The organism is Kushneria sinocarnis (genome assembly GCF_003633775.1).
Lineage (GTDB): Bacteria > Pseudomonadota > Gammaproteobacteria > Pseudomonadales > Halomonadaceae > Kushneria > Kushneria sinocarnis.
The window spans coordinates 323,245-336,661 of the sequence record NZ_RBIN01000003.1 but is presented as its reverse complement, the minus strand read 5'-3'; the positions used below and the strand labels follow the sequence as shown (position 1 = coordinate 336,661).

At 65.4% G+C, this 13,417-nt stretch carries 11 protein-coding genes and 1 pseudogene; 10 read left to right on the top strand and 2 right to left on the bottom strand.

Translation table 11 applies throughout. The features are described 5' to 3' along the window. Positions 1–12 precede the first annotated feature (12 nt). From C7446_RS06370 to C7446_RS06335, 8 genes are all read left to right on the top strand, one after another. Entirely contained in the window at positions 13–762 is a 750-nt protein-coding gene (locus tag C7446_RS06370) for an electron transfer flavoprotein subunit beta/FixA family protein (protein ID WP_121172252.1), read from the top strand. After that, positions 762–1,721 carry an electron transfer flavoprotein subunit alpha/FixB family protein gene (locus C7446_RS06365; protein WP_121172251.1) on the top strand — a complete coding sequence of 320 codons (960 nt, stop codon included), beginning with the start codon at positions 762–764 and terminating at the stop codon, positions 1,719–1,721. The genes C7446_RS06370 and C7446_RS06365 overlap by 1 nt, the downstream gene beginning before the upstream one ends. A 425-nt stretch (positions 1,722–2,146) precedes the next feature. Further along, positions 2,147–2,977: a DUF3450 domain-containing protein gene (locus C7446_RS06360; RefSeq protein ID WP_121172250.1), complete on the top strand. Its 831-nt coding sequence runs from the start codon at positions 2,147–2,149 to the stop codon at positions 2,975–2,977. Continuing rightward, positions 2,974–4,377 (top strand): MotA/TolQ/ExbB proton channel family protein, encoded by a 1,404-nt coding sequence (locus C7446_RS06355; RefSeq protein ID WP_121172249.1) that lies wholly within the window; start codon positions 2,974–2,976, stop codon positions 4,375–4,377. Before C7446_RS06360 ends, C7446_RS06355 begins: the two co-directional genes overlap by 4 nt. Further along, positions 4,361–4,894: a MotA/TolQ/ExbB proton channel family protein gene (locus tag C7446_RS06350; RefSeq protein ID WP_121172248.1), complete on the top strand. Its 534-nt coding sequence runs from the start codon at positions 4,361–4,363 to the stop codon at positions 4,892–4,894. The genes C7446_RS06355 and C7446_RS06350 overlap by 17 nt, the downstream gene beginning before the upstream one ends. Continuing rightward, the gene (locus C7446_RS06345; protein ID WP_121172247.1) at positions 4,887–5,291 is read left to right on the top strand and encodes an ExbD/TolR family protein; all 405 of its coding nucleotides are present in this window, start codon (positions 4,887–4,889) and stop codon (positions 5,289–5,291) included. Before C7446_RS06350 ends, C7446_RS06345 begins: the two co-directional genes overlap by 8 nt. Continuing rightward, entirely contained in the window at positions 5,291–6,067 is a 777-nt protein-coding gene (locus tag C7446_RS06340) for an energy transducer TonB (protein ID WP_121172246.1), read from the top strand. The genes C7446_RS06345 and C7446_RS06340 overlap by 1 nt, the downstream gene beginning before the upstream one ends. Before the next feature lie 11 nt (positions 6,068–6,078). Next, positions 6,079–7,380, top strand: coding sequence for a tetratricopeptide repeat protein (locus C7446_RS06335; RefSeq protein ID WP_121172245.1), 1,302 nt, complete (start codon positions 6,079–6,081; stop codon positions 7,378–7,380). A gap of 27 nt (positions 7,381–7,407) precedes the next feature. On the opposite strand, the gene xthA is transcribed toward C7446_RS06335, so the two are convergent. Both xthA and C7446_RS06325 read right to left on the bottom strand, forming a co-directional pair. Then, complete coding sequence (xthA, locus tag C7446_RS06330; RefSeq protein WP_121172244.1) at positions 7,408–8,220, bottom strand: exodeoxyribonuclease III; 813 nt, start codon at positions 8,218–8,220, stop codon at positions 7,408–7,410. A 5-nt stretch (positions 8,221–8,225) separates the two neighbouring features. After that, positions 8,226–8,459 (bottom strand): hypothetical protein, encoded by a 234-nt coding sequence (locus C7446_RS06325; protein WP_121172243.1) that lies wholly within the window; start codon positions 8,457–8,459, stop codon positions 8,226–8,228. A gap of 1,490 nt (positions 8,460–9,949) precedes the next feature. Between C7446_RS06325 and C7446_RS06320 the strand changes: the two are divergent. Beyond that, a pseudogene (locus tag C7446_RS06320) lies at positions 9,950–11,233 on the top strand (DEAD/DEAH box helicase); the annotation flags it as partial. 31 nt (positions 11,234–11,264) lie between these two features. Continuing rightward, entirely contained in the window at positions 11,265–13,415 is a 2,151-nt protein-coding gene (gene dinG, locus C7446_RS06315; protein WP_121172242.1) for an ATP-dependent DNA helicase DinG, read from the top strand. The last annotated feature ends 2 nt before the right edge of the window (positions 13,416–13,417 follow it).

Below are 13,417 nucleotides of genomic sequence, written 5' to 3'. Positions count from 1 at the left end.
CATGAGGGTGTCATGAAAGTACTCGTCGCGGTGAAGCGCGTCATCGATTACAACGTTCGGGTACGCGTCAGCGAGGATCATGCCGGCGTCGATCTGGCGCATGCCAAGATGGCCATGAATCCCTTCTGCGAGATCGCGCTTGAAGAGGCCGTGCGGCTCAAGGAGCAGGGCATTGCCAGCGAGGTGGTGGCGGTCACCATCGGACCTAAGGCTGCTCAGGAACAGCTGCGCTCGGCCATGGCGCTGGGCGCGGATCGGGCGCTGCACCTGGAGCATGATGAGGCCCTGGAGTCGTTGCACGTGGCCGGTCTGCTGGCCGGGGTGGTCGAAGAAGAGCAGCCCGGGCTGGTATTGCTGGGCAAGCAGTCGATCGATTCCGACAACAACCAGACGGCGCAGATGCTGGCCGCCATGCTGGGATGCGGGCAGGCCACCTATGCGTCCGACATCAGGGTGGCGGGCGAGTCGGTTACGGTGACCTGCGAGATCGACGGTGGATTACGCATCCTGGCACTGCAGCTGCCTGCCGTGATCAGTGTCGATCTGCGCCTCAATGAACCACGCTTTGCCCGACTGCCCGATATCATGAAGGCGAAAAAGCGCCCGATCGAGTCGCGCGCGGCGCAGAGCCTGGGTGTCGATCTGGCCCCCCGGGTACGCACCCTGCGTGTCGACTATCCCGCCGAGCGGCAGCCCGGGGTACGGGTCGATAGCGTGGATGAACTGGTAGACCGCCTGAAGAACGAAGCCGGAGTGATCTGATGAGCAGTGAACAGACCGTCCGCACCCTGGTCGTGGCAGAGCAGAGCAGTGGCGAACCGGATGCCGCTACCGCACGGGTCGTGGCTGCGGCAGCCGCGCTGGGGGAAGCGATCGAGGTGCTGGTTGTCGGCAGTGGCGCCGAGCGTGCTGCCGAGCAGGTGGCGCGGCTGGCCGGTGTACAGCGCGTGCACTGCTGCGAGGCAGCGCACTACGATCATGCCGCGGCCGAGAACACCGCGGCCCTGGTGGCCGGCATGGCCGGGGAGTATACCCACCTGCTGGCGGCGGCCAGCACTACCGGGCGCAGCATCATGCCGCGTGTGGCGGCACTGTGTAACGTCGCCCAGCTCTCCGAGGTGGTGGCTGTTCAGGGCCCCGATACCTTCGTGCGACCGATCTACGCCGGCAGCGTACTGGCTACGGTACAGAGTGATGATGCGCTGCGGGTACTGACCATCCGGCCGACTGCCTTCGATGCCGTGGGGGCGCAGGAGGCGGCCCCCGTGGCAGCGCTGGCCGCGGGGGAGGATACCGGACTGTCGCGTCTGGTCGATGAGCAGCTGGTCAGCGGCGAACGGCCCGAGCTCTCGTCGGCCCGGGTGGTTGTCTCCGGTGGCCGCGGCCTCGGCAGTGGCGACAACTTCCGCCTCATCGAGGCCGTGGCCGATCGCCTCGGGGCCGGTATCGGCGCCTCGCGGGCTGCCGTGGATGCCGGTTACGTGCCCAATGACATGCAGGTCGGTCAGACCGGCAAGATGGTGGCGCCGGAGCTCTATATTGCAGTGGGCATCTCCGGCTCGATTCAGCACCTGGCGGGCATGAAGGATTCCCGGGTAATCGTGGCCATCAATCATGACGAGGAGGCGCCGATCTTCCAGGTGGCGGATTACGGGCTGGTCGCCGATCTGTTCGAGATCCTCCCGGAGCTGGTCGAGAAGCTTCCTCGGCATGAGTCGTGACCCCGGCGTCCGGCATCCGGCGTCGATGATGCCGTTTCATCCCTGACAGGGCGTCACGGGGCAGGTGCGACGCCAGCAGATAATGGCAGGCATTACGGGCTGCTCCCGACGGAGCAGCCCGTAGTGTATCCGGCCATCATGACGGAGGTGCTGCTGCCAATGCTGATCAACAACAATTGATAATTGTTCTTGTTTCTATTACCCTGGAAGGCAATTTTCAGAGGCGCTGTCGCGCTGCCCTGATTTCCGAACGAGCAGTCCCATCCTGCCGGTCAGCGTGTGCCATGGCGGCCAGTGCCATGGAGCTGCATCGTGTTCGAATCATGGCGAGCTGAAATCCGAGTTTGGCTGTCTTTCAGGAGAACCGAGTGAGGTTATTACTGCATGATCCCGGTGTCCGGCGGCTGGCGACAGCCTGCCTGAGCATGGCCTGCACGATGGCTGCCGCAATGCCTGCCCAAGCCGATTCACCGGTACGTGATGCCACTCGTCAGCATCAGCAGCAACAGCAGGTTCTGCAGCAGAAGATCGATAACGCCGATGATGAAACCCGGGAGCTGCTGCGTCAGCTGCGGGATGCCCGCGAATCGGCGGACCGGCTCGAGCAGCACAATCGGACCGTGGCGCCGATGCTGGAGCGCCAGCAGCAGCGCATCGAACGGCAGCGTCAGGCGCTGGCTTCGATGGATGCCACGGATGAGGCGCTGCCCGCCACCCTCCAGAATATGGTGAAACAGCTTCGGGCGCTGGTCAGGGCGGACATCCCCTTTCACCAGCGTGAGCGCATGGCTCGGCTCGACAGCCTGGATCGCATGCTGGGCGAGGCTTCGATGTCCCGGGCCGACAAGCTCAAGCGGGTACTGTCCGCCTGGCAGCAGGAGCTGGACTACGGTACCGGCATCGAAGCATGGCAGGGGCCGCTGCACGGTGATGCAGACACCCGGGTGCAGTATCTGAGACTGGGTCGCGTGGGCTGGTACTACCTGACGCTGGACGGTCATCGCGGCAGTATCTGGCAGGCCGGCAGCGGTGAGTGGCAGCCCCTTGACGGCGATGCACTGGAAGAGGTGCGCCGGGGCGTGAAGATTGCCAATGATCAGCGCAGTCCCGAACTGCTCTCCCTGCCGCTGTCGGTTGCGCTATCCGACAGTGCCGGGGAGAGCAGCAGCGCTTCGACGGAAAATGACGAAAGGCCGGAAAGTGACCGTCGGAGTGGTACGGCATCCGCCGCGGGCAATAACGGGAGCGATTCATGAGTGGGCATGTCGGGCGTCGTGTCATATGGGCAGTAGTGATGATGACTGCCGGTATGCTGATGATGGGCCGAAGCTGGGCGGCACCCTCGCTTGACCAGGTGGTTCAGCAGTATCAGCAGCAGGCCCGGGCGGCCGAGCAGCGCGACAGCGAGCGTCTTTCCCGGCTGCTCGACAACCGTGACGAGCTGCGTCAGGCCGTGCAACAGGCGCAGCAGCGTCTTGAGCAGGCCCGAGAGCGTCAGCAGCAGCTTCAGCAACGGCGTCAGCAGCAGCAGCAGGCGCTCGAGGATATCAGCCAGCAGCGCCAGTCGGGCAGCGGCGACCTGATGCCGGTCCTTGATGTACTGCGTCAGCAGATCGACCGGACCCGGGATGAGCTCAAGGGCAGCTGGCTGATGCTGGGAGAGTCCGATCGGCTGCCGCAGGCGATCGAAGAAGATGCCATTCCCTCGCTGACGGATCTGCAAGGCTATACCGACCGCATGGCATCGCTGATCGCCGCCAGCGGCAGCGTGACCCGCGAAACCCGGGCGGTAGCGGGGCAGGATGGCAGCGTACGGCAGCGGCCGGTGATTCGGGTCGGCGGTGTGGATGCCTTCAGTCCGCCCGATCTGCTTCAGCTTCCCGAACAGGGCCAGACCCTGACAGTGGCCGAACACACGCCAGGAGCGGCAGCGAGTCAGCTGGCCGACTTTGCCGAAAATGGCCAGGGGCGGGTTACAGTCGATCCCACCCAGGGGGATGTACTCCGGGCGCTGGCCCAGCAGCCCACGCTGCTGGAGCGTCTGGGCCAGGGGGGTGTGATCGGTTATGTCACTCTGGCGCTGGGTGCGCTGGGGCTTCTGGCAGCGCTGGTGCAGCTGGGGTACCTGCTGGTAACCGGTAGCCGCCTGCGCCGTCAGGTCAGGAACCTGGATCATCTGCAGGAGGATAATCCGCTCGGTCGTGTCCTGACCCGCTTTCGCAGTATCCGGCGCTATCATGATCCCGAAGTGCTCGAGGCCAGACTCGACGAGATGCTGCTGGCCGAGCAGCCGCGACTGGAACGGGGGCAGGCGCTGATCAAGGTGATGGCGGCGATTGCCCCGCTGATGGGGCTACTGGGCACGGTCACCGGCATGATCGGGACCTTCCAGTCGATCACCGTATTCGGCAGCGGCGATCCGAAGGTCATGGCGGGCGGCATCAGTCAGGCGCTGGTGACCACGGTGATCGGGCTGATCGTGGCCATTCCGCTGCTGTTTGCCCATACCGCACTGGCCAGTCGCAGCCGGCGGCTGATGAACAGCGTCGAAGGCCGCGCCAGCGCGGCTCTGGCGGAATATCTCGATCGTCAGGAGCAGTCGCTGGCCGCGGATGTCCGGGAGCATCGCGAGAGAGAGCATGGATCAGGTCATTGACCCCATTGTTCGTCTGGTCGAGGCCGGCGGGCCGGTTCTGGTTGCCATCGCGCTGACCGCCATGGTGATGTTCGCTCTCGGCATCGAGCGGCTGCTGTACTGGCAGCGGCGCTATCGCCACGAACGCCGGGCGCTGATCGAACGCTGGCAGGCGCGTCACGAACATGTCAGCTGGAGTGCCCGTACCCTGAGGGAATGCTGGTGCCGGGAGCTGCTCGCGTCGCTGCGCAGTCCGTTGCCGTGGCTGAAGCTGCTGGTCGCGCTCTGTCCGCTGCTGGGGCTGCTGGGCACGGTCACCGGCATGATTCAGGTGTTCGACTCGCTCTCGCTGACCGGCATCGGCCAGGCCCGCAGCATGTCCGATGGCGTGGCCCGCGCCACGCTGCCTACCCTGGCGGGAATGGCGGTGGCCGTGGTGGGCCTGCTGTTTACCAGCCGTTTCGAATATCTGGTACGCCGCGAGGATCAGCGTCTGCATGATCGGCTCGCCCGTGCCGTGGAGGACCGTCATGCGTAGACGTCGCATGCAGCAGGAAGAGGAAGCCGGGGTCGATCTGACCCCGATGCTCGATGTGGTCTTCATCATGTTGATCTTCTTCATCGTGACGACCAGTTTCGTCAAGGAGAGCGGGGTCGATATCCAGCGTCCCGAGGCCAGCACTGCCAGTGCCCGGCCGGATGCCCAGGTCATGGTGGCGATCACGCCCGAAGGGGCCATCTGGGTCAATGGTGAAGCAGTGGATGCCGATCGGGTCGGCGAGGCGGTTTCCGGTGCCATGGGCGACGGTGATGGCAGCGTGGTCATCCAGGCCGACCAACAGTCCCGGACCGGTCTGCTGATTCGCACCATGGATCGCATTCGTCAGTCCGGTGTCGACAACATTGCCGTGGCCGCCTCGGAGGGAGGCGACTGATGCGGCGACTGCTTGCACTGGCCGGCGGCATGGTGCTGGCGCTGGCACTGTTTCTGGGGCTGGCGCTGCTGGTGGCGCCGCCACAGGCGCCTCGTCAGCCGCCGAAGCAGCTGTCGGTGGCCATGGTGGATGCGCCACGCAACAGTGCACCGCAGAGCAGCGAAACGCCTTCTTCGGCGACCAGCGCCTCGACTCCGGCGGCGCCACCGCGGCCGGCAGCGGCACCGCAGCCCGCCTCCGATGTGCAAAGCGATATAGCCCTGAAGCAGACACCGCTGCCGCCGCAATCGAAGCCCGAAGTCTCGCCGGATGAGGCGCTGCCACAGCTGGATGTGCAGCAGCCGGAGCCCCGGCCCGATCCTCAGCCACAACCCGAGCAGCAGCCCAGTCGCGAGCCCCGGTCGCAGCAGTCCACGCAGCAGGCGGATGCCGAGCAGTCGTCCGACAGCGCGCAGCAGGCATCCTCGTCACCAGCCAGCCAGCAGAGCGGTGCGCCTGCCGAAAGTCAGGCACCGATGGCTTCGGCAGAACCCACCAACCAGGTGCGCCCGGAATATCCCATGCGTGCCCGCCGGCGGGGTCAGGAGGGCTACGTGGTGCTGGAGTTCGTGATCCGTCCGAATGGTCATGTCAGTAATGACTCCATTCGCGTGGTGGATTCGCGGCCCGGGGATATCTTTGTCGATTCGGCGCGCCAGGCCGTCTCGCAGTCGACCTATCAGGCGCAGGATCAGCCGGTGCGCACGCGCCAGAAGCTGGTCTTCGAACTGAATTGAGGAGTCAGGGCATGGTGACTGAACCCGGTCGAAGGTTTCGGATTGCCGTCGGCACCGCCCTGCGCTGGCTGTCTTGCTCCAGTGCCGTGCTGGTGTTGATGATGGGGCTGGTGTTGCCGGCGCATGCGGATGGCCCGGCCTTGCCACAGGCAACGGTGAATCAATTGCAGCAGCTGCAGCAGCAGCTTTCGGCGGGCAATACCGGGCAGGTGCTGCGCGAGGGGCAGGCCCGGGCTGAGCGGCTGGATGACAGCGGGGCCGATGGCTGGGCCCGGGCGCTCTATCTGCAGCTGGCGGCCAGCGCGGCGAGGCGTGAAGGCAACCCCGCTCAGGCGGCGGAGCTGCTGTCGCAGGCCCGCAGCATGGAGGTGGCCCCCTATGCCAGACGGCTGGAATGGCTCCAGCAGGAAGCGGCGCTGCGCGCCCGTGCGGATCAGCTGGATGAGGCGTCGCGACTGTATCATCGCTGGGCAGGGCAGGCTTCACTGCCTACCGGGGCGCTCTGGTCGGCAGCGCAGGTCGATGCCGAGCGCGGTGCCTGGCAGGCCGCCGGCGAGTGGATCGATCAGGCGCGTCGCGATTCAGCGTCACTGAGTCCGGAGCAGCGCCAGCTGGCGGCAACCGTCTATCAGCATACCGGCAACAGTGGTGCAGCGGTGGCCATGATCGAAGCGCAGCTGGATGAACAGGATGCCGACCCCGAAGACTGGCGGCGTGCGGCTGCGCTCTATCAGCGCAGCGGGCAACCGGGTCGGGCGGCTGCCATCTGGGAGGCCGGCTGGCAGCGCGGCATCCTGCAGGGGCGCGATGATCTGATGCAGCGCATCCGGTTGCACATGGCCGGTGGCACGCCGGCACGTGCCGGTGAACTGCTGGATGCGGCCCTGAGCAATGAACAGTTGAAGGACACTGTCGAGCACCGCCGGTTGCTGGCTCAGGCCTGGACCCGGGCACGGGTACGTGACAGGGCCCTGGAGGCCTGGCAGCGCCTGGCCGAACGTACAGGTGAGGCCGCCGACTGGCGTCAGCTGGGCGAACTGGCCTATGGCTGGGGACACTGGCAGCGTGCGATAGAGGCCCTGGAGCAGGCCCTGCAACAGGGCGCCGAGCAGCCGGGTCGGCTCTGGCTGCTCAGGGGCGTGGCGGCCCATGAGCTGGGAGAGGATGATCAGGCTCGCCGGGCCTTCCGTCAGGCCGCGCAGCAGGGCGACAGTGCCGATCAGGCCCGCGCCTGGCTACAGGCGCTCGAGGGGGCGGGTGGTGCTTCGCACTCCGGAAAAAAGCGCGATAAGCCTGCCGCAGCCCCGGGCTGACGCTCGGGGCCGTGGCGATTTTGTCTGTCAGGTCTCGAGATCGACCCATACGGGCGCGTGGTCGGAAGGTTTGGTCATGGCCCGCAGCTCGTAGTCGATCCCGGTATCGCGCACCCGCTCCAGCAAGGGCTGGCTGGTCAGGATGAGATCGATACGCAGGCCTCGCCTGGGTTCGCGCTCGAACCCCTTCGAGCGATAGTCAAACCAGCTGAAGCGATCATCGACTGCCGGATGGCAATGGCGATAGCTGTCGGTCATGCCCCAGTCATGAATGCGACCCAGCCATTCACGCTCCTCGGGCTGAAAGCTGGTCTTGCCTTCGCGCAGCCAGCGGCGACGGTTGCTCTCACCGATGCCGATATCGCTGTCAGTGGGCGAAATGTTGAAATCCCCCATGACCACCACGGCCTCGTCACGCGGCGTATCCTCCTCGAGCAGACGCGTGAGCTGCTGGTAGAAGTGGCGCTTGTGGGGATACTTGACCGGATGATGGATGCTTTCCCCCTGCGGAAAGTAGCCGTTCCAGACCGTCAGCGGCCCCCGGGAGGTCATCAGTCGAGCGCCGATCATGCGCCGCTGCGCTGTCTCGTCGTCATCGGGAAAACCGTAGAAAACGGCCTCCGGCATGGTGCGGGTCAGCAGGGCAACACCGTAATGTCCCTTCTGGCCGTGGTAGTGGACGTGGTAACCGAGTGTTTCGATCTCGGCGAGCGGAAATTCACTGTCCTGAACCTTGGTCTCCTGCAGACCGATGACCTCGGGGGCGTGCTGTTCCACCAGAGCCTGAAGCTGGTGCGGGCGCGCACGTACGCCATTGATGTTGAAAGAAACCAGTCGCATGATCTTCAGGTTTCCCGATCATTGTCACTGTGCAGCGGTAGCGAGGCGGCCTCGCGGCGCTGACGTTCCTGCTTGCGTGCGGCTTGGCTTTTGCGCTGCTGCTGCTTTTTCCTGGAGAAGCGATCGCTGGAGCGTACGGCCTCGGGATTGTCATGCCGCCACTTGCGGTAATCCTTGCGTCGTCCGGTACGAATCGTCACCTTGTCGGCGATCGATCGGGTCTTCTTGCGTCTGGTCATGACCAACTCCTGTTGCTGTCCCGAATGATTCTACCAGGAGCAGTGCACCGGGCGGAAATCGTTGCGATACACTGTGGTGATCGGAAAGGACAGTACCTCGCTGACAACAGGCGCGAGTACGGCGCGAGACTGGTACAATACGCCGGCTAGCGAGTCATGCGGCTGTAGCGGGTCGCCTGCCGCGCCCCCTTCGGGGCAGCGGCCAGCAGCCGGTCTCGTCGAGCGCGGCAGCGCTCCGAGGCCGGTTTACGCCATTGCAGGCGTACAGCCCGCCAGCCGGCTTCAATACCTTGAAAGGTGAACGACGGCATATGAGCGAGTCGGACAAGAACACCCCCTCCCGCGGATCGAAAACATCGGCTGAGCGACCGGTGGCTGACGAAGAGCATCGGGAGGCATCCGAACGAAGCCGCCAGCGCGACAGCGACGCTTCAGCGGAGACGACCCCGAACAGGCAGCCTGCATCAAGTGATGAGTCAGGCGATAGCGAGCGGTCGAGTGCCCGCGATGCCGAAGCAGACAGGCAGGCGGCGCAGCCTTCTTCGGAATCGAATGATCCGAAGAGGCCGGCACCGGCCTCATCGCCATCCGATGAGTCGAGCGCTGCGCAGGCCGGTGCCGCGGCTGCCCCGGCCGACGATGGGGCTGCTGCCCGGCAGACGAGCAGTGCCCGCAAGGCGGATGCCGGGAGCGATCAGCAGCAGGGCGGTGATCAGCAGCAGGGCAGTGATCAGCACCAGAGCGGTGATCAGCACCAGGGCAGTGATCAGCACCAGGGCAGTGATCAGCAGGCAGCAGGCAGTCGCACCGTGCGGCAGCAGGCCGGGGCCGCGCCCTCGACAGTCGAGCCCTCGGCGGTAGCCGATGACGTCCCTGCACGCGGTACCGAGTCGGACAATGGCGGGGCCGAATCTTCCGGGCAGCGCAGCAGCAGCGCGGCACGTACCCGAAACTCCCCCTCGGCCGAGCGCGATGAGTCGCCGGCGGAAGCCTCGCAGGTGTCTTCGGCCGCTAGCGCTGACAGCAATGGCGCCAGCAGGGCGCAGACCGCTGCCGAACAGCCCGAAGCGCAGGCCGATGCCGGCAGCGAAGGTACTTCCGGATCCTCACGGCAGCAGGCCGAGAGCGGTGACAACGGCGGTAACCGGCGCAGCGGCAGCAATCGTCGTTCACGCAGCGGTCAGCGTCAGCGGCGTCAGGCGGACGCGGCATCGGCGACGCAGGAAACTGCAGGCAACGAAGACGATACGTCTCAGGCAGCCTCGTCACAGGCCGGGGAAGAGGAGAGCGCTTCATCGCAAGGGCCGGCAGCCGAGACGACCGACTCGTCCTCGAAGGGCAGTGAACCATCGCGTCAGCGCGGTCGTTCCGGCAAGTCCGCGCAGCAGGAGGCCGGTAGTGACAGCGAGACCGGCGAGCAGGCAGCGCAGCCTGCCGCTGCGGCGACAACCGGTTCCCAGGGTGAAGCCGGAGAGGGCGCTGGCAACGAGTCGAGCGAAGCTGGCAACCGCAAGCCCAAGCGTCGCCGGCGCAAGACACGCCGCGGTGGCCGTGACAAGTCGCGTGGCGGCCAGGTTGACCTCTCCGGCTATCAGCCTCCGGCCGTAGCCGGCCAGTGGCGTTTCCAGGATTTCGAGCTGCCCGAGGCGTTGATGCGTGCCATCATCGACCAGGGGTTCGAGTACTGCACCCCGATCCAGGCGGAAGCACTCAAGCATACCCTGCTGGGTGGCGATGTCGTGGGCAAGGCACAGACCGGGACCGGCAAGACGGCGGCCTTTCTGATCTCGATTCTGGCCTACTTCCTCGAGGAAGAGGCGCCGGGCCGCCAGAAGCCGGGTGCGCCACGCGCCCTGATCATTGCTCCGACCCGTGAACTGGCACTGCAGATCGAGAAGGATGCCAGGGCACTGATGCGGCACACGTCACTGAAGGTGGCCAGCGCCGTGGGAGGCATGGACTATCAGAAGCAGCGCCAGCGTCTGACCAGGCCGCTGGATATTCTGGTGGCCACGCCAGGCCGGCTGCTGGATTTCCACCAGAAGCGCGATGCCGATCTCTCCCAGGTCGAGGTGCTGGTGCTCGATGAGGCCGATCGCATGCTGTCGATGGGCTTCATTCCCGACGTCAAGCGCATCATTCGTGCCACGCCGCGTCCGGAGGAGCGTCAGACCTTTCTGTTCTCGGCGACCTTTACCCGCGATATTCTCAACCTGGCCGCACAGTGGACCCATGAGGCCGAGCATGTCGAGATTGCCGTGGATACCAGCGCGGCGCCCAACATCGATCAGCGGGTCTATCTGGTCAGTGACAGCGAAAAGCTCGGCGTGCTGACACGGCTGGTCCAGCGTGAACAGCTTGAGCGGGTCATGGTGTTCGCCAATCGGCGCGACCATGTGCGCGATCTCGAGGCGCAGCTGCGCGAGGCCGGCATCAGCGTTGCCATGCTCTCCGGCGATGTGCCGCAGAAACAGCGGCTGAAGACGCTGGAGCGCTTCCGCGAAGGTGAAGTGGCGGTGCTGGTGGCGACCGATGTGGCCGGGCGCGGCATTCACATCAGCGATGTCAGCCATGTCATCAACTATACCCTGCCGGAAGACCCCGAGGACTATGTCCATCGGATCGGCCGGACCGGCCGTGCCGGTGCCCAGGGCACTTCGATCAGCTTCGTGGGCGAAGAGGATGCCTTTGCGCTGCCCGAGATCGAGCGCTTCATCGATGACAAGCTGCCCTGTGAACAGCCGCCGGCCCATCTGCTTGATGATCAGCAGTAATGTACGGCAAGCCTGCCGACAGGGAGCCTGAATGCTCGATACGGCTCTGAAGGACGAGATCCAGGAGGCCTACCGGAAGGTGCTGGAGGCGCTGGAGCTCAGGCCGCGTTACGGCCAGCGGCTGATGATCGCCGAGATTGCCCGGACGCTGGGTGATATCGAGCGTGACGACAGCGGGTGCCGCACCAGCAACGAGCATGTCTGTGTGCTCGAAGCCGGTACTGGTACCGGCAAGACGCTGGCCTATCTGCTGGCGGCGCTGCCCATCGCGCGTGCCCACGGCAAGCGACTGGTGATTTCGACGGCAACCGTGGCCCTGCAGGAGCAGGTGCTGCATCAGGATCTGCCGACGGTGCGTGAGCACAGCGGGCTGACGTTCGACTACGCGCTGGCCAAGGGACGCGGTCGTTACATGTGCCTGTCGAAACTCGAACAGGTGATGGATGGTGCCGAGGCCAATCCGACCCTGTCGATGTTCGAACAGCAGCTGCACTCGGACCGGGAGGCGCTGGGCGAGCTGGCGCACGAGATGGCCGATGCCTATGCCGCTGGTCGGTGGGAGGGCGATCGTGACAGCTGGCACGGAAGTATCGACGACAGCCACTGGCGGGCACTGACCACCGATCACCGGCAGTGTACCAATCGTCGCTGTGGTCATTTCGGGGCCTGCGCCTTCTTCCGGGCCCGGCGCCGTCTGGATGAAGCCGATGTCATCGTGGCCAACCATGATCTGGTGCTCTCGGATCTGTCGCTCGGCGGAGGCATGGTGCTGCCTCCGCCGAAGGAGTGCATCTACATCTTCGATGAAGGGCACCACCTGCCCGACAAGGCCCTGGATCACTTCTACCACCGGCTAGGCATCAATGCGGCATTGCGCTGGCTGGGCCAGCTGAAGAAGTCGCTCAACGAGCTCACCACGGCGCTGGGCAGTCAGCCCACCGTGGCACGCCTGCTGGGCGAGTTCCCTGACCTGTTGGCCACGCTGGAACCGAAGCTGGGTGAGGTAGCCCGCCTGGCCCAGCAGTATGCCGAAGGCTTGCCGGCCAGCGAGCAGGAGAGTGTGCATCACCGCTTTCCGCTGGGGGTGGTGCCCGACTCCCTGCTGACGGTGGTGCAGCAGCTGGTGACGCCGTTCGCCGAGCTGTCGCGGCATCTCGAGAGTATCAGCGAGATACTGCGCGAGAGTCTTGATCCCGAAAAGGCCACCGGTCTGGATCGCGAGCAGGCCGAGCAGTGGCTGCCCCTGGTGGCGCTGCTGCATGGTCGGGCGCTCGAGGCCTCCGAGCTGTGGACGGCCTTCACCAGTGACGAGCGCGGTGAGGATGAGCCGCCCCAGGCCCGCTGGCTCTCCTTTCAGCAGCGCGGTGCCCAGGAAGGCGAAATCATGTTTTCGGCCAGCCCGGTCAGTGCCGCACCAACGCTGGCACGCTATCTGTGGGGCAGCTGTTATGGTGCCGTGCTGACATCGGCGACGCTGACGGCACTGGGGCGTTTCGATCGCATTCAGGAGCGGGCGGGGCTGGCCAGTCGTTATCGTTACCAGGCGCTGCCCAGTCCGTTTGATTACTCCCGGGCGCGGTTGTCGGTCCCGGTGGCGGCGGTTGATCCGTCGGATCGTCAGGGGCACGAGCGCGCCATCGTCGACTTCGTCGATGCGCTGGGTGCCGATGAAGCGGTACTGGTGCTGTTCTCATCACGCCGGCAGCTGCGTGCCGTAGCCGAATCGCTGACCGAGGCCGTGGCCGCGCGGGTGCTCTGCCAGGATCGGCTGCCACGTCACGAACTGCTTAGACAGCACAGGGCCCGGGTGGATGCCGGTCAGGGGAGCATCATCTTCGGTCTGGCCAGCTTTGCCGAGGGGGTCGATCTGCCTGGTGAGTACCTGACGCACGTCATCATTACCCGCCTGCCGTTTTCGGTGCCGGATGATCCGGTGGGGGCGACGATGGCGGAGTGGATCGAGTCGCGCGGGGGCAATCCCTTCATGCGTATCTCGGTACCGGACGCTTCGATTCGGCTGGTACAGGCCTGTGGCCGGCTGATCCGCAAGGAGGTTGATTCCGGGCGCATCACGCTGCTTGACCGGCGCGTGCTGACACGACGCTACGGCAAGGCATTGCTGGATGCACTGCCACCCTTCGAGCGTGATATCGAAACCGCGGCCAGCAGCGCTTCGGCCTGAAT